The following is a 21,389-nucleotide window of genomic DNA, read 5'->3' as shown; positions in this document are numbered from 1 at the left end:
GGCTATGCCAGCGGTGCTGGGTTCACCATCGCATGCAGGATCAGCCCCAGGCTCAGGAGGCCGCTGACGCCGGCGCCAATCAGGGCAACCGCCGTTACCGGATTGCGGCCCCTGGCCGCCAGCGGTTCGAACACCGAATTGGCCACACCCAGGCCAAAGGCCACCAGGTAGCGCGGGTAGCGCGTCACATTCAGGAAGAAGTCCTTCATCGCCCGGGGTGGTCGGTCCTTGCTGCTTGCTGGCTACTCTGCCGCCCAGAGGTCAGATTTGAAGCATGGAACTGCACCAGTTCAGGCATTCGGCCTTTTGCGAGAAGGTGCGGCTGGTGTTGGCCGCCAAACGGCTCGACTACACGGTGGTCGAGGTCACGCCCGGCTTGGGCCAGCTGGAACTCTTCCGCCTGTCGGGCCAGCGCCAAGTGCCAGTGCTGCTGGATGGCAGTGAAGTAATTGCCGATTCCACGGCTATTGCCCTTTATCTAGAGCGGCATCACCCCGAGCCGCTGCTGCTGCCCGAGGCCCCGGCCGAGCGAGCCCGGGTGCTGCTGATCGAAGACTGGGCCGATACGGCCCTTGCTGCCGGCTGCCGGCTTGCCCTGGTGCAAGCGGCTGCTGTTGATCCGCTGTTGCGCTCCGCCCTGCTGCCCGACTCCACCCCCGGCCCCCTGCGTCAGCTGGTCAGCAACCTGCCCGCAGCTGTCATGGCGGGCGTCGGCGAGGCGGTGGCAACGGTGGTGGGCAGCGCTGAGCGCCAGCAGCTGCAGACGAACCTCGAGCAGTTGGCTGTGCTGGTTGCCGATCAGCCCTACTTAGTGGGCGATCGCCTCACCCTTGCCGATCTGGCTGTTGCCGCCCAGTTGGGGCTGCTCAAGTTTCCCGCCAGCAGCGGCGCCCCCCTGGCGGGCCAAGGGGTTAGTGGCATCGCCGACCACCCGCTGCTTGAACCCCTGTTCAACTGGCGGGATCGGATTGCGCTGGAAGCGGGTCGGGGCTGAGCGGCGTCAGGGTTAGTTGGAAATGGCCGCTGCTGCTGGCCGCGGCGGCCAGGCCCAGAGCCGGTGAGGGATAGCTGGCTTGCCACTGCTCGGTTGTAACCGTGCCGTCTGGGTTTTGGCTGTAGTGGCTCAGGGTCTCTACCCGGCTCACCCGGGGGTCGCCGGGGCCGTGCAGTACCTGCAGGGCCAGTTCGTCAGACCAGAAGCCGGTCGGATTGGGCGACTCGCTGCGGCGTCCCACCACCGTCGATTCCAGTTGCTGATCCCCCGCTAGCAAGGCGATCTGGCGGTTTGGATTGGCCGGATCATTGCGCACTTGCAGCAGGGCAGCGCCCAGTAGGGCCCGGCCGATAGCGGTGGCATTGAAGGCCCGATCGCCCACCACCGCTCCGCCTGGGTCGGGGCTGAAGCGCACCTCGTAGTCCAGGTCATCGCTGCGCACTCGCCAGCGCCCGGCCATCCAGTCGGGGTAGCTCAGATCCTGGTGACCGGCTCGAGTTGAGGGTCGATCTAAGGGAGCGGGTAGGCGCCACTCGGGCCAGTGGGCGGCCCGTTCTGCCAGCACGCCCGGCCCCATCGCCAGCAGCAGCGCCAGGATGGGTGCCAGTAAGGCTCCAGTCATGTCCAATCCCCTGTTGCGGGAGCTAGATCATTACGTGGTGCTGGAGCCAGGTGGCGGCGAGCGGATTCTCACGGCGGCCGAAACCCTGGCCTGGCTTGAGGCCCGGCTTGCCAAGCTGGAGCCGGTGCCGGCAGATCTGGTCGGTCTCTCTAGCCCGGGCCTGCAGGCCCAGCGACTGCTGGAAACCGCCTGCGAACTGGAGTTGGAGCCTGGCCTAACGATTCAGTGGTTTGCGGTGCGGATCGAACCGCCCGGCTAGGGGGGGTAACTCAGTTGAGGGATGGCGTGATCTGGCCATCGGCCTGGCGCAGCTCCACCGGGGCCTTAGGCACCGCAGCGGGGTCTTTGAGAATGGCTGGCAGATCTGCCAGCACCTGCTGGGCCACTTGGGCGGGGCTATCTCCAGACTGCTGCACCCGCAGGTCGGCCTGGGCATAGAGCGGTTGCCGTTGGGCCAGCAGCTCGCCTAGGCGGGCGCCGGGATCACCGGCCTGCAGCAGGGGCCGGGGGGTGGAATCGGCGCGCAGGCGTTGCAGCAGCAAGGGCGCTGGCGCATCTAGCCACACCACCACCCCCTGGCGCATATGGCCCCAGTTCTCGGGCTTGGTCACCACTCCACCTCCGGTGGCCACCACCAAGGAATGCCAGCCGGCGATCTGGCCAAGCACCGCCGTTTCCAGTTCTCGGAAGCCGGCTTCGCCGTCAGTGGCAAAGATTTCGGGGATGGTGCGGCCAGCAACCTGCTCCAGGGCATCGTCTGCATCAAGGAAGCGGTAGCCCAGCGCTTCGGCCAAGGGGCGGCCGACGGCGCTTTTACCGGCGCCCATCATGCCGATCAAATAAACGTTTAGCCCTTGCAAGCGCTGGGCCAAGCTTGGCGATGGGGGTCTATTCATGGCGGGGTTTTCCTGGTTCGACGCCTTGGCCCTTGCCCGTTTCTAGGATGGTGAGCCACCTACCCGGGCGATGACGGCTACTGCAACAGCGTCAGGCTTCTCGCCGAACCCGGCCAGCTCCAGCCACGGGCGGGGCCGCCCCTGCGTAATTACCAGGCGGGCCACCTTTAGTGCCAGTCATCGCTACTGGTTGCCGGAGCTCAGCGCTGAAGAGAATCAGGCCCGCTTCGGCCCCTGCAGCCTGGCCCCCGGCCACGGCCACAACTACACCTTGGTGGTGGCGATGGCTGGTCCGCTCGATGCGGACGGCATGGTGCTCAATCTCTCTGAGGTGAAGCATGCCATTCGGGCTGAGGTGACGGCCCAGCTTGATTTTCGCTACCTCAACGAGGCTTGGCCTGAGTTCGATCTGGATCGTCCTGAGGGCAAGCTGCCCACTACCGAAGCCCTTTGCCAGGCCATCTGGACCCGCCTGGCCCCCCAGCTGCCCCTGGTGGGGCTGCGTCTGCACGAAACCGACACGCTCTGGGTCGACCTGCTCGCCCCCGGCTCCGCCCCAACCCCCATGGAAGCCTTTCTCTCGATCCGCACCCACTTCGCCGCCGCCCACCGCCTGGCCCGGCCCGAGCTCTCCCAAGGCGAAAACGAAACCATCTACGGCAAGTGCGCCCGGCCCCATGGCCACGGCCACAACTACCTGCTCGATGTAACCGTCCGAGGCCCAATCGATGCCCGCACCGGCATGGTCTGTGATCTGGCGGCTCTGCAGCAGCTCGTCGACGACCTGGTGGTGGAGCCCTTCGACCACACCTTCCTCAACAAGGACGTGGAGCACTTCGCCAGCACGGTGCCCACAGCTGAGAACATCGCCCTTCACATCGCCGACCTGCTCAGCGCTCCGATTGCAGCCACCGGCGCCCGCCTGCACAAGGTGCGCCTGCAGGAAAGCCCCAACAACGCCGCCGAGGTGTTTGCTGAAACTCCCCAGCTTGAAATGGTGCCCGCGGCGCTCGAAGCCCTGGTGGCTGGCTGAGACCCGTGCTGCGGCTGGTGCTGGCCGTCAGCCTGGATGGCCGCTTGGCGCCCCCGCAAGGTGGCGCTGCCCATTTGGGTGGACTTGGGGATCGTCAGGTGTTGGAGGAGGCCCTCGCCTGGGCTGATGGCTGCCTGATCGGTGCCGAAACCCTGCGGTGCCATGGCAGTACCTGCCTAATTCGTGCGCCTCACCTGCTGGCCGAGCGAGCAGCCAGCGGCCGCGCTGAGCAGCCGGTGGCCGTAGTAGTGAGTCGTAGCAACGATTTTTCCCCGGATCTGCATTTCTGGCGGCAGCCGCTGCAGCGCTGGCTGCTGACACCCAAGCGATCGCCGCTAGCCCCGGCTTTTGATCGTCGCCTGGATTTAGAGAGCTGGGGTGTGGCCCTGGCTGCCCTGGCGGATCAGGGGCTGGACCGGCTGGTGGTGCTGGGCGGTGCGGCCCTTGCCGCCAGCCTGCTGGCCGAAGGCTGGATCGACGAGCTGCAGCTGACCCTTTGCCCTCGGCTGCTGGGGGGACCCCATGCCTGGTTGCCCCTGGAGGCCGCAGTTCAGGCTGGGGAGTGGTGCCTGCAGGAGCACCGGCGTCTGGAGGGTGAAGAGTTGCTGCTGCGCTACCGCCGCGTCTTGGCGAAGCCCTGAGCCAGCTCCCGCAGGGGAATCTGCTGGAGGGTGTCGGCGGGCAGGCCCAACATGCGGGCCAGGCAGCGTTTCAGCACTACTTCGCTTTCGGCGCCGAAGTCGCCGCGGATCAGATCGCCCAGCACCGCCAAGCCCCTTCCACTCGAGGCGGTTTCCTCCACCAGGCACTGGCTGGTGGGCCGGGCCAGCTGGGCGCAGGGAGCTTCCAATTTGGCGGCCAGGCTGGCATTGCCGGCGGCTGCGGTTTCCACGCAAACGGTTTTCAGCCGTTGCTCCAGTTGGGGGCGGACCAGCTGCAACACCGGCAGCAGCAGGCTCGTCAGCAATACGGGGGCGACCAGTACAGGCGCGAACAGTTGCACCGGAGTTGCCAGGGCACGGAACGATTGAGGCACCAAGGCGGCGCAGCTGTAGTTAGTTTTGCCCCTTGCGAGCCCCTATTGCAGCCATGGCTGAGTTGCAGGCCCGCTGGCACCAAAGCCTGGCTGAGATTCCCGAAGCCCTTTGGGATGCCCTGCTGGCCGCGGCGCACCCCCAAGAGTTGCCTTTTTATCGCTGGCGCTGGCTGCAGCAGCTCGAGGCCAGCGGCAGCATTGCGCCGCGGGAGGGCTGGCAGGGCTGTCATCTGGGCCTGTGGCGCGGCGAGGTGTTACTGGCGGTAGCTCCCCTCTATTTGAAGGGTCACAGCTACGGCGAATTCGTTTTCGACCAGAGTTTTGCCCAGCTCGCTGGCCAGTTGGGCCTGCGCTACTACCCAAAGCTGGTGGGCATGAGCCCGGTCAGCCCGGTTCAGGGCTACCGCTTCCTGATCGACCCCGCTGAGGACGAGGCGGAGTTAACCGCTTTGATGCTTGAGCTGATCGATGCGTTCTGCCGCCAGCACGCCATCCTCAGCTGCAATTTTCTTTATGTGGATCCAGGTTGGCAGCCGCTGGCTGAGGCGGCTGGCTGTGCTGCCTGGGTTAATCAGCAGAGCCAGTGGATCAACCCCGGCCATGGGGATTTCAATGCTTACCTGGCCAGCTTCAATGCCAACCAGCGCCGCAACATCAAGCGGGAGCGGCAGGCGGTGGCAGCCGCTGGCCTCACGGTTACGCCCCTGCTGGGTGAGGCAATCCCGCCGGCTTTAGTTGGGCGCATGTATGACTTTTATGCCCAGCACTGCAGTCGTTGGGGGGCCTGGGGCAGCAAATATCTGAGTGAATCCTTTTTTGCTGCCCTGGCTGCCGATCCGAAGCTGCGGCGCCACATAGTGCTCTTCAGTGCCCATCGCGGCGATCCCGGCGAGCCGGTGGCCATGTCGCTGTGCGTCCACGCCGGCGACCAGCTCTGGGGGCGCTACTGGGGCAGTGATGAGCAGATTGACTGCCTGCATTTTGAGGTCTGTTATTACGCACCGATTGCCTGGGCAATCGAGCGTGGCATCCGCGCCTTTGATCCCGGCGCTGGCGGTAGCCACAAGCGCCGGCGTGGCTTCGTGGCCCAGCCCCGCGTCAGCCTGCATCGCTGGAGCGATCCACGTTTTGCCTCGATCCTGCAGCGCTGGCTGCCTGGGGCTAATGAGGAGATGGCTGAGCTGATGGCGGCCATGAATGCGGAGCTGCCTTTTACGGCTGCCTACGATCCACCGCATGCCTGAAGTACCTCCCAGTCGCCAACAGCTCGATGACCAGCTCTCCCAGCGTTTCATCGCCTTAGACCCAGCCGGCTACTTCCTAATTCGCATCGATCTCGAGGCGGCGGAGCTGGTGGTTGAGCACTACGGCAATGGCATCGATGAGCGGGGCTTAGCCACTGATCCCGATACTGGAGAGGTATTGAGCTGCCGTGGCGGCGGCGTTCGTGCGCCCTTGGCAGTTTTTCGGGGCTGCAGTGCCAAGCAACTGGGTATTGACCTGACCGAAGGTCCAGGCCCTCACCCGCTCACCTGCCTAGACCACGCCCTCTATTTAGGCAGGGAGCTTCAAAGAGCTCAAGCGTGCCTTGAACAAAGAATTGAATATATCCAAGATTGAATAAATAAATATTGAGTAAATCAGGGCTAGAAATATTGATCCACCAATCCAGCTAGGTTAATTGACTGGATTCAACTCCCGCCTTTAAGCCGGCTGTAGCTCTCGGCTAGGTTCAGCTGTGGCCTTTGGAGGATCGGGTGGCAAGGTAGCGAGCTGCTCTTCTATCTCGCGCCGCACGATTGCGCGGTATTCGAGGAAATGTTCGTTGTGAGCCAGGATCGATATGAAGCCAGTGAACCGCTTCGGGTTGTGGCGGTACATGCCATAAAGCGCTTTCCAGAAACGCACCCTGGTGTTGCGCTTGAGGCCTTGGCGCCAAAGAATGATTCCTAAAGCGCGCAGGTCAACCCAGCTGGTCGGCTTGGGCGGACGGCTGCCAGGAACAACCAACTTCTTCCATTGTTGGGGTGGCAGTTTCAGGAAGTAGGAATAAACGCGATCGATGAAAGCGTTCGGCTCATAAAGGGCGCCGAAAGCATCTACATACTCATTGGCGATGTCGCGAATCGGCCGGGTGGGCTCGAAATTAAGCAGGTTGGTTTGGTTAACTCCTTTCGCAGCTGCCTTGCCTTCGATCAAGCGACCTTCTTTCTCGAGGCGATGCCAAAGAGCTGTGTTTGGAAGGGCCTGAAGCATGCCCATCATCGCGTGGGGTATGCCAGTGCGGGTCACAAACTCGACGATTCTGCCGCCCGCGCCCTCTTTCTCGCCGTCGAATCCGATGATGAAACCAGCCATCACCCGCAATCCGTAGGAGGTGATTTTGTCGACAGAATCCACTAGGGAGCTGCGGGTATTTTGTAATTTACCGGCAGTTTCCAGGCTTGCTTCGTCGGGGGTCTCGATGCCGAGGAAGACGCTCTCAAAGCGGCATTCCACCATCATTTGCATGAGGTCATCGTCCGCCGCCAGATCCACTGAGGCTTCGGTGGCGAAGCTGAAGGGGAAGCCGTGCTCAATTTGCCATTGGCGCAAAAGTGGCAACAGCAATTTGACATTGCGCTTATTGCCGATGAAGTTGTCATCTACCAGGAACACTGAGCGGCGCCAGCCCAAGTCGTAGAGGCACTGCAGCTCGGCAACTAGCTGCTCAGGGTTCTTGGTGCGAGGTTTGCGCCCATACAGCACAATTATGTCGCAGAACTCGCACTGGAAGGGGCAGCCTCGGGAGAACTGCACCGACATCTCTGAGTAGGCGTCCAGCTCTAGTAGGTCAAAGCGTGGAATCGGCGTTCCGGTTACATCTGGCTTGACGCCATCAGAGCTAAACCGGCCATGGCTGTCACCCCGCTCAATGGCTTCGATGAACATCGGCAGGGTGATTTCACCCTCGTCGAGGATCTTGTAATCCGCTAGGTCGAGCTCGGGCGCGTCTGGGGTGGAACTGGCAAAAGGACCTCCCACGGCGACGGGGATACCGCGCTGCTTGGCCTTGCCGATCTGAGTGGCCATATCGGCCTTCTGCACGATCATCCCGGAGATCACCACCAGCTCAGCCCAGTCCCACTCGGCTTCGCTGACCTCGCGCACGTTGCGGTCAACCAGCTTCATTTCCCATGACTGGGGCAGCAGGGCGGCAACTGTGACCAATCCCAAGGGCGGCAAAAGCACCTTGCGATCAATCAAGTCGAGGATTTTTTCGTAGCTCCAGAAGGTTTTCGGGAACTCTGGGTAAACGAAGAGAGTGCGCATGCAAACAGCCGAGCTGGGTTGATGACCGGGGAAAACCAGGGCGCTTTTTCTGCGCTGCTATGCGGTGTTGATTAATGAAAGCTTAGGAGGTCTGCGGAAGTGCTGAAGCCTGCGGGCTTTCTGCTGTAATGGCCTCACCTTCAATGATGGCCTGCCATGGCTGCTGCGATTTATCTGGGTTTGTTTGGTGGTGGGCTTGCCGTTGCCATTGCCGCATCGATCGTGCTGCGCGGCATCAAACTCATCTGAGTTTTAGTCTCAGGCCCCTGCGGCTGAGCAGCTCCTGTAGGCCCAAGACGAAGCCAGCGGCCCCAAGCACGGCAAAGGTTCCCTGCAACCCTAGCGTCATGCTCATGGCTGCTGCCAGTAGGCCACTAAGGCCGCCCCCACCTAGGAAGGCAATCTGGCCCAGGCCGGCCATGCGTCCCCGGATGGCCATGGAAGAACCCACCTGGCTGATCAAATTGACCCCTGCCAGCAGGCTGGCTGTGCCAGCACCGACGGCGAAGGTGGCCGCCAGACCTATTCCCAGCGTTTCTGGGCTGCTGAAAGCGGCCATGGCTAGTTGGGCTGTTGCGGTGATCAGGGTGCAGCTTCCAAGCAGCAGGCCGGGCCGCTGGCTCAACCAGCGACTGTGACGCTGAAGTATCAGGCCGCCGCTGATGCTTCCTGCCGCCAACACACTGGTGAATAGGCCAAGGGCCTGGGGGGAGGGGCCCAGCAAGTCCCGGGCCATCAACGGGGCTAGGCCTGGGTGGAAGAAGCCCAGTAAACAAGCCAGTGCCGTGTAGATCAGCACATGCCGCAGCACTGGACCACTGTCGCGCCAGGCGGCTCTGAGCCCACTGCTGGCGCCAGCCACGCTGCGCTGCTCCAGCCCCCTATTGGGGTGGAGCAGCCACAGCACTGAGGCGATAGGGATCAAGTAAGTGGCGGCATCGATCGCCAGGGCTGTGCCCGCGCCGGTCCAGGCCAGCAGCCAGCCCCCTATGGGAGGCCCCACCAGCTTGCCCACGTTGAAAACCACCGAAAAGCTGGTGAGGTACGGAGCCAGTTGCTGGGGATCCTCCACCAGTAGGGCGCAATATTTGTTGCGGGCCGTGAGTTCGTAGGAACTGGCGATGCCTACCAGCAGGGTGCTCAGCAGCAACAGGACAACCTGCAGGTCGCCATTGCTCAGGGGTATGGCAACGGCTCCCAGGATGCCTGCTGCGAAAAGTCCCCACTGGGAGCGGATCAGCACGGCTTCGCAGCCCAGCTTGTCGGTTGCAACCCCTGCTGGCCCACTTACCAGCAGGGCAGGTAGGGCCAGCACCGCGAAATGGAGGGCCAGCACCAGGGCATTGCCGCTGCCATCCATCAGGATCCAGCCCTTAGCCGTGAGGCCTGCGAAGGATCCAGCTGTGCTCAGTCCTGAGGCAACAAGAAAGGTGGTGCGTTGATGCGTCCGCCAGTTCAAGCGCCCAGGCGGCGGACGTCAACGGCCTCAGCCACCATCGCCTTGGCGCCCACTACCTCGCCGATCAGGTCGTAGGTGTCGGCAGCAGTGATGCGCACCGGCACCATGGTGCCTGGTGCTGCGCAAAGTCCGCCCTCGCCTGGATGCACCCGCACTTCGCCATCAACCTCGGGGGCGAAGCGGGCGCAGCGGCCGAGCATCTCACCGCTGCTGGGGTTCTCCTGCTCGATCAGCACATCCACGATCCGGCCTACCCAAGCGGCGTTGCGGGCGGCGGCGATCGGCTGCTGTAGGGCCATCAGGCGATCCTTGCGCGCTGCTGCCACCTCGGCTGGCACCTGATCCGGCAGGTCGGCGGCGGGGGTGCCCTCCTCCGGTGAAAAGGTGAACACGCCCACGTGGTCGAACTGCTGCTCGGTCACGAAATCGAGTAGGTGCTGGAAGTGCTCTTCGGTCTCGCCAGGAAAGCCCACGATGAAGGTGGTGCGCAGCACCGACTCGGGCAGCTGTTCGCGGATCCGCCGCAGCACGCCGCCGGTTACATCCGCTTGCCAGGGGCGGTTCATTGCGCGCAGCACCTCGGGGTGGCTGTGTTGCAAAGGCAGATCCAAATAGGGCAACACGTTGGCCACCTCGCGGTAGGCCGTAAGCACTGCCTCGGTGAGTCCGGTGGGGTAGGCGTAGTGAACGCGGATCCAGGGGATTTCCACCTCCCCAAGGGCCCGCAGCAGCTCCGCCAGCTGGGGCTTGCCGGCTAGATCGAGGCCGTAATTGGTGGTGATTTGGCTGATCAACACCAACTCCTTCACCCCCTGAGTCGCTAGCTGCTTCGCTTCAGCCACGATGCTCTCGATCGGGCGGGAGCGCTGATTGCCGCGCAGGTGGGGAATGATGCAGAAAGCACAGTGGTAGTCACAGCCCTCGGCCACCTTCAGGTAAGCCACGGCCTCGCTGGTGGTGCGGTAACGCGGCAGGTGCTCGTCGCCGACGAAGGTGGGGTTGGCGCTCACTTGATTGACCCGCTCGCCGGCCTCCACCCGCTCCAGCACGCTGACGATGTGCTGGTAGTCGCCAGTGCCCACGATCGCCTTGGCTTCGGGGAGGCTTTCGAGCAGCTCCTCCTGGAAGTGCTGGGCCAGGCAGCCCGCGATGATGAGTTCCTTGCCCTGTTCGGCTAGCTCCACCAGGGTGCGCACCGACTCCTCTCGTGCTTCCTGGATGAAGCTGCAGGTGTTCACAACCACCAAAGTGGCGTCGCTTTCATCGGCACTGACGCCGTATCCCGCCTCGGCTAGCAGACCCAGCATGTGCTCGGTGTCCACGCGGTTTTTTTCGCAGCCCAAGTGGGCAAATGCCACGGTGGGCTTGGCTGCAGGAGACTGGGTTTCCTGGGTCACAGTTTTACCAGGGCAGAGATTCACCCTACGTTGCACTCTGACGGAACCCTGAAACCCTGGTTTGCGCCTGCCACAATCAGGCCAGCCTGGGCTACGACCCGTGACCTCAACCCGCCTCAGCCAGCGCCTTAGCTCCAGCCGGCGCCGTAGTGATCCGGCCCGCCGCTGGGCGCGGGTGGCCATGGCTGTGTTGGCCACCATCGGCGCCATCGATACCGGCGCCATCACCCTGAAGCGTTGGGGTCTGCTGGGTCCGCTGAGTTGCCCTGGCGGAGCAGAGGGCTGCGACAAGGTGCTTAACAGCGCCTGGGGCAGCATCTTTGGCCAGCCCCTGTCTTTGTTTGGCTGGCTGGCCTACGGGGCGGTTTTGTTGCTTGCTGTGCTGCCGCTGGTGCTGCGCGGCGACTCGAGAGCGGCCCTTGCCCAGCGCAGTTGGTGGGCCCTATTGCTGCTGAGCACGGGCATGGCCGTTTTCAGCCTGTTGTTGATGGGGGTGATGGTTCTCAAGATTCAGGCCTTCTGTTTCTTCTGCGTGCTCTCAGCGACTCTCAGCCTGAGCCTGTTAGTGATCAGCCTCGTTGGTGGGGAGTGGGAAGACCGCGGCCAGCTGGTGTTCAGGGCCGTGATCGTGGCCTTGTTGGTGGGCATGGTGGGCCTGGGCTGGGCGGCTTCTGTGGATCGCCCCGCAGCGGTGCGGGGGGCTGGGGTCCCTCCCCTAGTTGTGGCCACCAGTAGTCCAGAAGCGATTGCCCTGGCTGAGCATCTCAGTCGCACTGGCGCGGTGATGTACACGGCCTACTGGTGCCCCCATTGCCATGAGCAGAAGGAGCTGTTCGGCAAGGAAGCCAGCGCCAAGTTGGGCCTGGTTGAGTGCGCTGCCGATGGCCAAAACAGCCAGAAGTCACTGTGCGACACCAAGAAAATTGAGGGCTTCCCCACCTGGGAGATCAACGGCAAGCTCGATTCAGGGGTTAAGTCCCTAGCTGATCTCGGCCGGCTATCCGGTTACGCCGGCCCAGTGCCCTGAACAGCAGCGGTGCTGGGGGGCCGGTGCCGCTGTTGATCGGTGTGGCGCTGCCAAAAAGGCTGGGCATGGGGCGAGTCTGTGCGGTGGTGTCCGCCTCGGCTCTCGGTGCGGAACAGGGCAGCTTCGATTAGCAGCTCGGTCAGCACCAGCCGTTGCTGCAGTTCCTGCAGCCGCCGCAGTGCGGGCACCGCCGCCGGCTCGAATTGGACGCTCTGGCCCGGCTCCACGATTTGTAGCTGCCGCCAGGCTTGGCTTGCTTCGAGCTGCCGGCGCTGGCCACGCAGTTGCTGTAGGGCAGGCCCCAGGGAGTAGCCATTGCGCTCCACACCCGCCACCTGCCAGCAAAGCTCCCGCAAGGCGCTGATCTGGGCCTCCAGGCGCTCTTTTGGGGGCAAGGGCAGCTGGGTTGTGGTGATTGGCTCCTCTGGGTCGGCCGCGGTTGGCCTGCCCGGCGCCAGCTCGATTGTGCGTAGCTGGCGGGCAAAAACCAGGCACTCCATCAGGGAGTTGCTGGCTAGCCGGTTGGCCCCGTGCACGCCCGTGCAGGCCACTTCGCCTACGGCATACAGGCCAGGCACGCTGGTGGCGGCTTGTAGATCGGTCCAAATGCCGCCCATCCAGTAGTGGGCGGCCGGGGCCACCGGGATCGCCTCCCGGGTGGGTTCCAGCCCGAGTTCACGGCAACGCCCCAAGATCGTGGGGAACTGGCGCTCCAGGCGCGGCAGTCCCACAGGCCGCAAATCCAGCCACAGATGGTCTACGTCTAGGGCCTGCATCCTTCTGGCCAGGGCGCGACTCACCGCATCCCTTGGGGCGAGATCTGCTCCCGGCAGCTGCGCCACCGGGCTGGCTCCCGAATCTTCCACCAGGCGTGCGCCTTCGCCGCGCACCGCCTCCGATATCAGGAAGTGGGGTGCACCCGGCAGCATGAGGGCGGTGGGATGAAACTGCACAAACTCCAGATCGCGCAGTTTTGCGCCGGCTTGCCAGGCCATCACTACCCCGTCGCCGCTCGCCAGGCTGGGGTTGGTGGTGTGGGCGAAAAGGTGGCCTCCACCACCAGTGGCCAGCACCACAGCCCGGGCTGTAAGCCAGTGGAGGCGGTTCTCCTCGAGCACCGCCAGGCCCACACAGCGGCCCTGCTCCAACCAGAGTTGCCAGGCCACAACGCCCTTGCGCTGTTCTAGCCGGGGCCGAAGCAGAACCTCCCGTTCCAGGGCTTCCACCAGGGCGCCACCGGTGCGGTCCTGGGCATGCAGCACCCTCCGGTGGCTGTGGGCGGCTTCCAGGGTTGTGCTCAGATTTTTGCCGTCGCGGTCGAAGGCCATGCCCAGCTCCAGCAGGCGCTCTACGCAAGCTGGAGCGTCATGCACCAGTCGCTCTACGGCCGCCAGATCGCACAGTCCAGCCCCTGCCACCAGGGTGTCTTCGATGTGGCTCTGGAAGCTGTCGTTGGGTCTTGTTACTGCGGCTATGCCTCCCTGGGCCCAGCGGCTGGCGGATCGTGGCGTGCTGCTGGGATCACTGTCCTTGCTTAGCAACAGCACGTGCAGATGGCTGGGTAGCTCCAGGCAGGCCATGAGCCCGGCTGCTCCACTGCCAACTACCACCACATCCCAGGACTGCTCTGCCATGGCGGCTTAAGACATCCGACAAAGGTCGGCACTAAAAAAGCCGCCGGAAGGCCCCGACGGCTTTCAAGAGAATCGAATTTTAAGCCTCAGCGGTACTGGCCATCGTTGATGCGGTCGTCGCCTTCGTTAAGGGCTATGACTGCATCAGTGACGGTGAAGTTGTCCTTGTACTTGTTGAACAGCTCCTTTTGGCGATCGGTCAGATCGATGTTCAGCACATCGTCAACGCTGGCATAGGGGCCTCCCAGGACGATTTTGCCGGCCAGGGTCGGATACATGCCTGGGTAATCCTGGAAGCGGCGCACGGAACAGTTGTTTAGGTCCACCTTGCCGGCTCGCTCGGCGATTTTGTCGTCGGCTTGGTTGCGACGATCGGCTGCGTAAGCCGGCGGTGGAATCAGCAACGTGATCAAGAGGCCGGCCAGCACGACCCCACTAATCAGCCAGGCAACCAGCCGTTTCATCACGACACTCCGTTGAACTACGGGAAGGGAGGCGACATCGGTCACCGGGAGTCCAACGTTACAGAGCTATGCCGGAATCTCTACCTGTAACCCTCCAGGATTTGCAGTTCTTCAGATCAGGCCGCTCAGGCTCGGTGCCCCAAGAGAGGCCAGCAGGAAAAGGGCATCTACCGCCAGGGTTGTGGCAACGGCTGCACTTGTTACGCGTCCCACCTCGCCCAAACCCCAGAGCCAGCGGCAGGCTTGAACAAGCACCGCAGCGCAGAGCACAACCAACAGCAGGCTTTGGGGTGCGAGCACCTGCTGGGCGGCAGCTTGCAGGAGCAGAGGTGCTTCGGTGCTGCCCGCATTGAGGATCTGGGGCCAGGAGGGCATCAGCCCGGTGCCGGCTATGGCTGCATCAGTGGCTGCCGTACCAAGCAGGGAACCCAAGTAGAAACCGCAGGCAAATTTCCAGCGGCTCTGCAGTCCAGTCAGAGCTAGAGGCAGGGCAAAGGCCTCGATGGGCAGGTGCCACACCGGATGGATCCGGCACCACCCCCAAAACAGGCTGCCTGCCAACCAGCTGCCACAGAAACCAACAAGCAATTCCCCGGCTCGACTAGCTCGGGGATTGGGGTGCTGACTCAGGGCTAGCGCCAGGCCAAGGAGGGGCACCGTGAACAGAGCCGCACTAAAAGGTGCAAGCCGCACCCATGGGGCTTGCAGGAAAACTGGCAGGGTGACCAAAACCCCGCTGATCAGGCTCAGCCCAGGGTTGCGGCACACCTGCAGCAACGCACGCAGCGAAGGGATGGCCGGAAGGCCTGCCGGGGCTATTGCGCTGGGAGGGGCCCCGACCACCAAAATTGTGAAGAAAGATGCGCAACCTTAAGGGTTCAAGCGGGGAGCCGCGCCATAGGGTCGTTGCAGCTCGTGTTGCCCGCGATGTTGTCCGCTGCCATGCCGAACCTTCCTGTTGCGGTGATCGGTTTCTGGGAAGCCTGCTTTCGATCCCTGGTGTTGGGGGTTTTGCAGGGGCTGACGGAGTTTTTGCCGATCAGCAGCACCGCCCACCTCAAGGTGGTGCCGGTCTTGCTCGGCTGGGGTGACCCGGGGGTGGCGGTCACGGCGGTGATTCAGCTGGGCAGCATCGCGGCGGTGTTGGCTTATTTCCGCTCAGACCTGGCTGAAGTGATCAGGGGTGTGGGCCGGGCCTGCCGTCACGGTCAGTGGGGCGACCCCTCCGCTCGCATGGGTGTCGCCATTGCCCTGGGCACTTTGCCGATTGTTTTTGCTGGTTTGGCTTTGAAGCTTTGGGTGCCCGATTACGACAACTCGCCGCTGCGCAGCATGGCCTCGATCGCGGTCGTGTCGATCGTGATGGCCCTGTTGCTGGCTCTGGCTGAGCTGGTGGGTAGCCGTCGCCGCGAGCTGGTTGATGTGCAGCCCCGCGATGGTGTCTGGGTCGGCCTGGCTCAGGCCCTGGCTCTGGTGCCAGGCGTTTCCCGCTCGGGGAGCACCCTCACAGCCGCTTTGTTTGACAGCTGGCAGCGCCCGGCCGCCGCCCGCTTCTCCTTTTTGTTGGGCATTCCGGCAATCACCCTGGCGGGGCTGGTGTCCCTCAAGGAGGCATTCAGTGCTCCATCTGGTGGTGGCGCCGTGCCCTTGCTTGTGGGAATCGTTGCCGCTGCGGTGGTGTCCTGGTTGGCGATCGCCTGGTTGCTGCGCTTTCTGCAAACGAACAGCACCTGGGTATTTGTCGCCTATCGCCTGGTCTTTGGGGTAGGCATATTGATTTGGCTTGGCGCCAGGATGGGAGCCTGAATCCCTAGCAGCCCCTAACTTCGTGTGGAATGAGCCCTCTGCGGGGATTGCCCTAGCTGCTCTCGATAGCAGCTCTCCAGGGGCGGTGCGCTTGCCGGCCCCTGCCGTGGTGGCCTCGGTGGAGCCTGGTTCGATCGCTGAGGAGTTGGGCTTTCAGCCGGGCGACCGCCTGCTCAGCATCAATGGCAAGCGTCCACGGGATCTGATCGATGTTCAGATGTTGGTGGGAGAGGAACAGCTCACCTTGGAAGTTGAAGATCCAGACGGATCCCTGCATACGGTTGAGTTGGAGAAGGATCTCGATGAGGGCTTGGGCCTGGGATTCACTGAAGCTTTGTTCGATGGCCTCAGGCAGTGCAACAACGCCTGTCCGTTCTGCTTCATCGACCAGCAGCCACCGGGTCGCCGCAGCAGTCTCTACCTCAAAGATGATGATTACCGGCTCAGTTTTCTTTACGGCTCCTACCTAACACTCACCAACCTCACCGCCGCTGATTGGCAGCGGATAGAGGAACAGCGGCTTTCGCCCTTGTTCGTTTCCGTCCATGCCACCGAGCCTGAGTTGCGCAGCCGTTTGCTAGTCAATCCTCGGGCCGCTCTGCTGCTCGATCAGCTTGGCTGGTTCGCCCAGCGCGATTTGCAGATCCACGCCCAAGTGGTGGTGTGCCCTGGCATCAACGATGGCCCGGCCCTACTGCGCACCTTGCAGGATTTGGCCCAATTTGGCGCTGGCGATTGGCCCGCGGTGCTCTCCGTGGCAGTGGTGCCCGTGGGGCTTACCCGCTTTCGTCCCGATGGGGACGCCCTCGTACCCGTAGATCGCCAGTCTGCCCGCCAGGTAATCGCCTTGGTGGAGCCCTTGCAGCAGGGCTTTCAGCGAGATCTGGGCAGTCGTTTCGTTTGGTTATCCGATGAGTGGTATTTGATGGCGGGGCTGCCGCTTCCCCCCCGGGCAGATTACGAGGACCTACCCCAGCAGGAAAACGGCGTCGGCAGCATTCGCGCCTTTATCGAGGCGCTTGAGCTCGCTACCTGGAAGCTGCCCAAGGCCCTGGCCAGGCCGCGGCGGCTGAGCTGGGTGGTGGGCCAGCTGGTGGCCGAAGCCCTCGAGCCCGTGGTGGCCAGGCTCAATGCGGTTGAGGGGCTTGACTTGATTTTGCATGGCTTGCCCAGCCCTTACTGGGGGCAGGAGCAGGTGGTTACGGGCCTGCTGACCGGTTCTGATCTGCTTACCGGCTTGGCTGGCTTGGATTTGGGCGAGGCCTTGCTGCTGCCAGCGGTAATGCTGCGCCAGGGCGAACCGGTATTCCTCGACGACCTCAGCCTGGCTGAGGTCGAGGCCCAGCTGCCGGTGCCTGTGCAGCTGCTGAAGGGTGCAGACGACCTTGTGGCCTCATTTTTAAGCAAGTTTCCATTAACTCCTTAAGATGGACGGGATTAGGCTGTTGGCGTGCTCAATTTCACTTCCCGCTTGGCTCTGCTTTGCCTGCTGGGTACCCCTTTCCTGGCCTTTGCAGCCCAAGCTCAGGACAAGCCAGAGCCTGCTGCTTCCCAGGCGGATTTGACTTTGCCCATGCCTCCACCGCTGCCACTGGCGCCTGAAGCGCTGCGTGGCGACTCGACTACGAAGTTGCGGGGCTATCGTCCAAGCCTAAACCCAACCCTCGTTACTCCGGCATCTACCAAGCTGGCGCCAGGGCTTGAGAATCTGCCCGCGCCCGCCTCCTTGGCGCTGCCGGTTAAGCCAGAGCAAGTGCGAATAACCGAGTTGCGCCCCCTTGGTTTAGTTGAAGTAGAAAACCTTGCTGAGGTCAATAACCCCAATCTCAAGGCGATTGCCAGCCAGGTAGATCAGGCTCAGAGTAATTTACGTGCCCAGATCTCGCAGTGGTATCCCAGCCTAAATCTTGAGGCAGCCTCTGCTCCCGCTTACACCACTGGACAGGCAAGGTCTGTTGCTGCCAATGGCAACGTTGTAAATTCTGCAACAGACCGTTGGAGTTTTGGCGCTGCCCTCACTGCCCAGTGGTCTCTGATTAATCCTCAGCGGGTGCCGACAATCGCAGCGGCGCGGGATCAATTTGAGAAGGCCAAGTTCCAATATGTAATTGCTCTACGGGATCTCCGCCTGCAGACAGCTTCTGCATATTTTGATCTACAGCAGTCGGACGATCAAGTTCGTATTGGTCAGGAGTCAGTGCGGGCTTCGATAGTTAGCTTGCGTGATTCCAAGGCTCGTTTTCAGGCTGGCGTGGCGACAAAGTTAGAGGTGCTTGAAGCTGAAACCCAGCTTTCCCGCGATCAGCAGCTCTTAACAAATTCCCTGGCAGCCCAGGCAATTGCTAGGCGTTCATTGGCAGCGCTGTTGGATCTTCCCCAAAACGTAACCCCAACCGCTAAAGATCCGGCAAGGGTGTTTGGTGTCTGGCAGCCTTCATTGCAAGAAAGCATTGTTGCGGCTTATACCTTCCGCGAAGAGTTAGACCAGGCCTTGCTTGATATTTCAATCGCCAATAGCCAGGCCAATGCAGCCTTGGGTGCTATTCAGCCTTTCCTAAATATATTTGCCGCATTCTCTGGCAACGTTTTTGATGGAAATGATCCAGTCATCGTGGCCCAGCCGGGCGCGGAGGGCAGTAATTACGACACTGCCATTGGCGTCAACCTGAGCTGGCGTATTTTTGACGGTGGAGCCGCTATGGCCCAATCTCGGCAAAACAAGCAGCTTGCCCAAGAAAATACCTTTCGCTTCGCCCAGCGCCGAGACGGCATTCGTCAGGAAGTGGAGACAAGTTTTTATGAACTTGAGAAAAATAATCGCAACATTGTGACTACTTCTAGGGAGGTGATTTCAGCTCGCGAATCCTTGCGGCTAGCTCGTCTGCGCTTCCAGGCTGGTGTTACAACCCAGCGAGAGGTGGTGGACAACCAGCGAGATCTCACCCAGGCAGAGGTGCGCTATTCCAATTCAATCACTGACTACAACAAGCGTTTGGCTGAGTTGCGTCGCCGCACGGGCCTAGATCAAGTGGCTGGTTGCACGCCCCAGTCCCTACCGGCAGTCAAGCCTGCCGGCTCTTCAGATGTTCCAGTAGAACCCACACCGCTGATTCCTGCCTGCCAGGCCGCTGCCCAAGGAGCAGTCTGACGCCGTGCTGGCGTCATCTGCAGAAATAAAGCCTTCACTTGGGCTGCCCAACACCCTGCGATTGGGTTTGTTCCAGGGTTGTTTGGGCTGCCTAGCCGTCATCTTCGCGGGCCTGCTCAACAGGGTCATGCTTAGCGAGCTTGAGTTCCCCGGCCTACTTGTTGGTGGGGCGCTGGCATTTGAACAGTTTGTTGCTCCCTCCAGGGTGTTGTTCGGCCAAATTTCAGATGCCCATCCCTGGGCGGGGCGTCACCGGCTTCCATATATATGGCTGGGTACTGCCCTGTTTTGTGGCTTTGCGGTGCTGTCCGTTCCCCTGATCTTTCATGTGGGTCGCTTGCTTGAAGCTGCTTCCCAGCCTGAGCTGGCATTGGGAATCGCGGCGCTTTGCGGGCTGTTTGCTCTTTATGGTCTGGCGATTTCCCTCGCCACCACCCCCTATCTCGCCCTCGTAATTGATCGCACCAGCGAGGCTGAGCGGCCCCGGGCGGTGGGCTTGATTTGGTGTCTGCTCACTGTGGGCATTGTGATTGGGGCAATCTCGATCAATCTGAGCTTGCGCAGTCTTGATGGCATCACCGATCCTGCCCTTTTGGAGCCTGTATTGCTTGGCTTCATGGGCCGGGTGGCCGCAGTGGTGCTTGTGCTCACGGTTGTTGCCACCGTTGGGCTCGAACCCAGCAACAAGCAACTTGACTTGCCTGCGGGCGGGCAGCGCCGGGAGGATTCCATCACCCTCGCCCAGGCCTGGGCACTTGTCAGCTCAAGCCGTCAGGTCCTGGTTTTTTTCTCCTTTCTTGTGCTGTTCACCCTCGGCTTGTTTCTACAGGACCCCATTCTTGAGAGCTACGCAGCAGACGTGTTTGGCATGCCGATAGCAGCCACGGCATCCCTGAACGCCATCTGGGGTATGGGAACTTTGACGGGCTTGCTGCTTGCTGGGCTGTGGATCGTGCCCAGGCTCGGCAAGTTGGCAACTGCGCGACTGGGTTGCCAGCTGATTTTGGTCAGCCTGGTGTGTTTGGCATTAGCTGGTTTGGAGCCCCGTGTGCCGGTGCTGCAGGTAGTCATGCTCCTGTTTGGCTTGGCGGCGGGCATAGGGACCAATAGCGCCCTAGTGCTGATGCTTGATCTCACCTTGCCGGAGGCTGCTGGCACCTTTGTAGGGGTCTGGGGTCTGGCCCAGGCCTTATCAAGGGCCTTAGGGAAACTGCTCGGTGGTGGACTGCTTGATCTAGCTCGTTCTCTCCAGCAGGCTTTCGAGCTTGCCCCGTCTGTTTATTTCCCCTACGCCCTGGTTTTAAGCGTGGAGGTGCTGGTTGCTTTTGGTGCCCTGGTGTTGCTGAGGCGCGTCAACCTGCGCCAATTCAGGGAGGATACGGGTCGCAGCCTCAGCAAGGTGCTGGCCCTAGAGCTCGGATGAACCAAGAACCCTCAGTGCTTTACCCCCCAGATCTCAATCCAGGCCTGGTTGAGCTGATTGATCTTGTGGCTGACCGGCAGCGGGCCGATTTCGGTCATATGGCCTCCGATCTCAAATCAGACGGCAGCCTGATCACGGCCTGTGATCGCTGGAGTGATGCGACCCTGGTTGAAGGATTGGCTCGCTTGTTTCCCGGTGAAGGGGTGCTGAGCGAGGAAGGCGACAAAACAGTGCCTAAGACCTCTGCTTATTGGGTGGTTGATCCCCTGGATGGCACCACTAATTTTGCGGCTGGGATTCCCTACTGGGCCATTTCCATAGCGCGTTTTGAGGCTGGGCGTCCCGTGCTTGCCGTGCTGGATGTGCCACCACTGCGGCAGCGGATCGTGGCGATACGCGGTCAGGGTGCCTGGCGCAATGGTCGCCTCCTGCTGGCTCCCTCCGGGCAGAGCCACCCTGCTGGCTGCGCTTCCTTGTGTAGCCGTTCGATAGGAGTGCTGCAAAAGCTGCCCAATCAACGCTTCCCTGGGAAAATCCGTTTGCTTGGGGTGGCAAGCCTCAATCTTGTCAGTGTGGCGATGGGGCAAACGATCTCAGCCCTTGAGGCCACTCCCAAAATCTGGGATCTGGCAGCAGCGTGGTTGGTGCTCAGCGAGTTGGACTGCCCGATTCGTTGGCTGGTGCGATCACCGGAATCGATCGATGCTGGTTCCGATCTGTCTGCAGCCGATTTCCCTGTGCTGGCGGCCGATCGGCCGGAAACCTTGGCCCGCTTCATGCCCTGGGCCGATGCGCTGGTGGGCTGATCCTTGCCAGAAGGGCGAAGCAGGTGATATGTTTTTGGACTGCGCGCAAGGGGGAAGAACCCGAAGCGAGCAGACTTACGACGAAGGAGGCGAGAGCCGACGGTGTTGTAAGTTTTCTGAGTCGCTGAGAGGCGACGTTCCGCCGAGAACTCCCGAGAGGGGGAGGAAGCGGAAGCACCTGGACAACTAAAAAAGTTTAGGAACTGACGCTTTCACTGCGTCACGGATCAAGGGAGCCTGCACCGCCTGAGAGGGAGGGTGTTGGAGCTTTGGTTTTATTAGCTGAGAGATCAGCTAGTGACGGAAATAGCAGTGAAGGTGTGAGGTCCCGT

General features: G+C 62.0%; 23 protein-coding genes. 13 read left to right on the top strand and 10 right to left on the bottom strand.

Annotation, left to right across the window (positions count from 1 at the left end; all coding sequences use genetic code 11):
* Positions 1-2 precede the first annotated feature (2 nt).
* Positions 3-209, bottom strand: a complete 207-nt coding sequence (locus tag KBY83_RS13015) for a DUF751 family protein (protein ID WP_106633081.1) — start codon at positions 207-209, stop codon at positions 3-5.
* Positions 210-274: 65 nt separating this feature from the next.
* Here KBY83_RS13015 and KBY83_RS13010 point away from each other — a divergent pair, with 65 nt between their 5' ends.
* Positions 275-994, top strand: coding sequence for a glutathione S-transferase family protein (locus tag KBY83_RS13010; RefSeq protein WP_255019945.1), 720 nt, complete (start codon positions 275-277; stop codon positions 992-994).
* On the opposite strand, the gene KBY83_RS13005 is transcribed toward KBY83_RS13010, so the two are convergent.
* Positions 951-1,616, bottom strand: a complete 666-nt coding sequence (locus KBY83_RS13005; RefSeq protein WP_255019944.1) for a DUF6816 family protein — start codon at positions 1,614-1,616, stop codon at positions 951-953. The genes KBY83_RS13010 and KBY83_RS13005 overlap by 44 nt on opposite strands.
* Between KBY83_RS13005 and KBY83_RS13000 the strand changes: the two genes are divergently transcribed.
* On the top strand, positions 1,615-1,875 hold the full coding sequence (locus KBY83_RS13000; RefSeq protein WP_254999679.1) for a chlororespiratory reduction protein 7: 261 nt from the start codon (positions 1,615-1,617) through the stop codon (positions 1,873-1,875). The two genes, KBY83_RS13005 and KBY83_RS13000, sit on opposite strands and share 2 nt — an antisense overlap.
* Before the next feature lie 10 nt (positions 1,876-1,885).
* Here the strand turns inward: KBY83_RS13000 and KBY83_RS12995 are convergent, their stop codons facing one another.
* Positions 1,886-2,512 carry a shikimate kinase gene (locus KBY83_RS12995; RefSeq protein ID WP_255019943.1) on the bottom strand — a complete coding sequence of 209 codons (627 nt, stop codon included), beginning with the start codon at positions 2,510-2,512 and terminating at the stop codon, positions 1,886-1,888.
* Positions 2,513-2,582: 70 nt separating this feature from the next.
* Here KBY83_RS12995 and KBY83_RS12990 point away from each other — a divergent pair, with 70 nt between their 5' ends.
* Positions 2,583-3,545, top strand: a complete 963-nt coding sequence (locus tag KBY83_RS12990; RefSeq protein WP_106633086.1) for a 6-carboxytetrahydropterin synthase — start codon at positions 2,583-2,585, stop codon at positions 3,543-3,545.
* Positions 3,542-4,186, top strand: coding sequence for a dihydrofolate reductase family protein (locus KBY83_RS12985; protein WP_255019959.1), 645 nt, complete (start codon positions 3,542-3,544; stop codon positions 4,184-4,186). The genes KBY83_RS12990 and KBY83_RS12985 overlap by 4 nt, the downstream gene beginning before the upstream one ends.
* Here KBY83_RS12985 and KBY83_RS12980 read toward each other — a convergent pair.
* On the bottom strand, positions 4,159-4,581 hold the full coding sequence (locus KBY83_RS12980; RefSeq protein ID WP_255019958.1) for a hypothetical protein: 423 nt from the start codon (positions 4,579-4,581) through the stop codon (positions 4,159-4,161). The two genes, KBY83_RS12985 and KBY83_RS12980, sit on opposite strands and share 28 nt — an antisense overlap.
* A 53-nt stretch (positions 4,582-4,634) precedes the next feature.
* Between KBY83_RS12980 and KBY83_RS12975 the strand changes: the two genes are divergently transcribed.
* A complete protein-coding gene (locus KBY83_RS12975; protein ID WP_255019941.1) occupies positions 4,635-5,825 on the top strand; it encodes a GNAT family N-acetyltransferase in 1,191 nt (396 codons plus the stop codon).
* Positions 5,818-6,201 carry a DUF4346 domain-containing protein gene (locus tag KBY83_RS12970; protein ID WP_254960842.1) on the top strand — a complete coding sequence of 128 codons (384 nt, stop codon included), beginning with the start codon at positions 5,818-5,820 and terminating at the stop codon, positions 6,199-6,201. The genes KBY83_RS12975 and KBY83_RS12970 overlap by 8 nt, the downstream gene beginning before the upstream one ends.
* A gap of 84 nt (positions 6,202-6,285) precedes the next feature.
* Here KBY83_RS12970 and KBY83_RS12965 read toward each other — a convergent pair whose 3' ends face one another.
* On the bottom strand, positions 6,286-7,893 hold the full coding sequence (locus tag KBY83_RS12965) for a B12-binding domain-containing radical SAM protein (protein WP_255019940.1): 1,608 nt from the start codon (positions 7,891-7,893) through the stop codon (positions 6,286-6,288).
* A gap of 156 nt (positions 7,894-8,049) precedes the next feature.
* On the opposite strand from KBY83_RS12965, the gene KBY83_RS12960 reads away from it, so the two are divergent.
* The gene (locus KBY83_RS12960; RefSeq protein WP_106633090.1) at positions 8,050-8,142 is read left to right on the top strand and encodes a cytochrome b6-f complex subunit 6; all 93 of its coding nucleotides are present in this window, start codon (positions 8,050-8,052) and stop codon (positions 8,140-8,142) included.
* Here the strand turns inward: KBY83_RS12960 and KBY83_RS12955 are convergent.
* Both KBY83_RS12955 and rimO read right to left on the bottom strand, forming a co-directional pair.
* Positions 8,135-9,352, bottom strand: coding sequence for an MFS transporter (locus KBY83_RS12955; RefSeq protein WP_255019939.1), 1,218 nt, complete (start codon positions 9,350-9,352; stop codon positions 8,135-8,137). The two genes, KBY83_RS12960 and KBY83_RS12955, sit on opposite strands and share 8 nt — an antisense overlap.
* Positions 9,349-10,710 (bottom strand): 30S ribosomal protein S12 methylthiotransferase RimO, encoded by a 1,362-nt coding sequence (gene rimO / locus KBY83_RS12950; protein WP_255019938.1) that lies wholly within the window; start codon positions 10,708-10,710, stop codon positions 9,349-9,351. Before rimO ends, KBY83_RS12955 begins: the two co-directional genes overlap by 4 nt.
* 139 nt (positions 10,711-10,849) lie before the next feature.
* On the opposite strand from rimO, the gene KBY83_RS12945 reads away from it, so the two are divergent.
* Positions 10,850-11,776, top strand: a complete 927-nt coding sequence (locus KBY83_RS12945; protein WP_255019937.1) for a vitamin K epoxide reductase family protein — start codon at positions 10,850-10,852, stop codon at positions 11,774-11,776.
* On the opposite strand, the gene nadB is transcribed toward KBY83_RS12945, so the two are convergent.
* From nadB to KBY83_RS12930, 3 genes are all read right to left on the bottom strand, one after another.
* Entirely contained in the window at positions 11,755-13,410 is a 1,656-nt protein-coding gene (gene nadB / locus KBY83_RS12940) for an L-aspartate oxidase (RefSeq protein WP_255019936.1), read from the bottom strand. The two genes, KBY83_RS12945 and nadB, sit on opposite strands and share 22 nt — an antisense overlap.
* Before the next feature lie 86 nt (positions 13,411-13,496).
* Positions 13,497-13,874 (bottom strand): photosystem II complex extrinsic protein PsbU, encoded by a 378-nt coding sequence (psbU, locus tag KBY83_RS12935; protein ID WP_254941806.1) that lies wholly within the window; start codon positions 13,872-13,874, stop codon positions 13,497-13,499.
* 111 nt (positions 13,875-13,985) lie between these two features.
* Positions 13,986-14,717: a DUF3120 domain-containing protein gene (locus KBY83_RS12930; protein WP_255019935.1), complete on the bottom strand. Its 732-nt coding sequence runs from the start codon at positions 14,715-14,717 to the stop codon at positions 13,986-13,988.
* Between the two features lie 99 nt (positions 14,718-14,816).
* Between KBY83_RS12930 and KBY83_RS12925 the strand changes: the two genes are divergently transcribed.
* From KBY83_RS12925 to KBY83_RS12905, 5 genes are all read left to right on the top strand, one after another.
* The gene (locus tag KBY83_RS12925; protein ID WP_255019934.1) at positions 14,817-15,680 is read left to right on the top strand and encodes an undecaprenyl-diphosphate phosphatase; all 864 of its coding nucleotides are present in this window, start codon (positions 14,817-14,819) and stop codon (positions 15,678-15,680) included.
* 22 nt (positions 15,681-15,702) lie between these two features.
* Positions 15,703-17,106 (top strand): TIGR03279 family radical SAM protein, encoded by a 1,404-nt coding sequence (locus tag KBY83_RS12920; protein ID WP_255019933.1) that lies wholly within the window; start codon positions 15,703-15,705, stop codon positions 17,104-17,106.
* Positions 17,107-17,406: 300 nt separating this feature from the next.
* Positions 17,407-18,828, top strand: coding sequence for a TolC family protein (locus KBY83_RS12915; protein WP_315858981.1), 1,422 nt, complete (start codon positions 17,407-17,409; stop codon positions 18,826-18,828).
* 127 nt (positions 18,829-18,955) lie between these two features.
* The gene (locus KBY83_RS12910) at positions 18,956-20,251 is read left to right on the top strand and encodes a BCD family MFS transporter (RefSeq protein WP_255019930.1); all 1,296 of its coding nucleotides are present in this window, start codon (positions 18,956-18,958) and stop codon (positions 20,249-20,251) included.
* A complete protein-coding gene (locus KBY83_RS12905) occupies positions 20,248-21,057 on the top strand; it encodes an inositol monophosphatase family protein (protein WP_254932325.1) in 810 nt (269 codons plus the stop codon). Before KBY83_RS12910 ends, KBY83_RS12905 begins: the two co-directional genes overlap by 4 nt.
* The last annotated feature ends 332 nt before the right edge of the window (positions 21,058-21,389 follow it).

Source organism: Cyanobium sp. WKJ7-Wakatipu, from assembly GCF_024345355.1.
Lineage (GTDB): Bacteria > Cyanobacteriota > Cyanobacteriia > PCC-6307 > Cyanobiaceae > Cyanobium_A > Cyanobium_A usitatum.
The sequence above is the reverse complement of the archived record's forward strand: the minus strand, read 5'-3'. Positions and strand labels throughout refer to the sequence as shown.

Coding starts and splice junctions, on each gene's coding strand:
- KBY83_RS13010 (WP_255019945.1), top strand. CDS start 275: ATGGAACTGCACCAGTTCAGGCATTCGGCCTTTTGCGAGAAGGTGCGG.
- psbU (WP_254941806.1), bottom strand. CDS start 13,874: ATGAAACGGCTGGTTGCCTGGCTGATTAGTGGGGTCGTGCTGGCCGGC.
- KBY83_RS12965 (WP_255019940.1), bottom strand. CDS start 7,893: ATGCGCACTCTCTTCGTTTACCCAGAGTTCCCGAAAACCTTCTGGAGC.
- KBY83_RS12995 (WP_255019943.1), bottom strand. CDS start 2,512: ATGAATAGACCCCCATCGCCAAGCTTGGCCCAGCGCTTGCAAGGGCTA.
- KBY83_RS12990 (WP_106633086.1), top strand. CDS start 2,583: ATGACGGCTACTGCAACAGCGTCAGGCTTCTCGCCGAACCCGGCCAGC.
- KBY83_RS12960 (WP_106633090.1), top strand. CDS start 8,050: ATGGCTGCTGCGATTTATCTGGGTTTGTTTGGTGGTGGGCTTGCCGTT.
- KBY83_RS12910 (WP_255019930.1), top strand. CDS start 18,956: ATGCTTAGCGAGCTTGAGTTCCCCGGCCTACTTGTTGGTGGGGCGCTG.
- nadB (WP_255019936.1), bottom strand. CDS start 13,410: ATGGCAGAGCAGTCCTGGGATGTGGTGGTAGTTGGCAGTGGAGCAGCC.
- KBY83_RS13015 (WP_106633081.1), bottom strand. CDS start 209: ATGAAGGACTTCTTCCTGAATGTGACGCGCTACCCGCGCTACCTGGTG.
- KBY83_RS12975 (WP_255019941.1), top strand. CDS start 4,635: ATGGCTGAGTTGCAGGCCCGCTGGCACCAAAGCCTGGCTGAGATTCCC.
- KBY83_RS13005 (WP_255019944.1), bottom strand. CDS start 1,616: ATGACTGGAGCCTTACTGGCACCCATCCTGGCGCTGCTGCTGGCGATG.
- KBY83_RS12970 (WP_254960842.1), top strand. CDS start 5,818: ATGCCTGAAGTACCTCCCAGTCGCCAACAGCTCGATGACCAGCTCTCC.
- KBY83_RS12905 (WP_254932325.1), top strand. CDS start 20,248: ATGAACCAAGAACCCTCAGTGCTTTACCCCCCAGATCTCAATCCAGGC.
- KBY83_RS12925 (WP_255019934.1), top strand. CDS start 14,817: ATGCCGAACCTTCCTGTTGCGGTGATCGGTTTCTGGGAAGCCTGCTTT.
- KBY83_RS13000 (WP_254999679.1), top strand. CDS start 1,615: ATGTCCAATCCCCTGTTGCGGGAGCTAGATCATTACGTGGTGCTGGAG.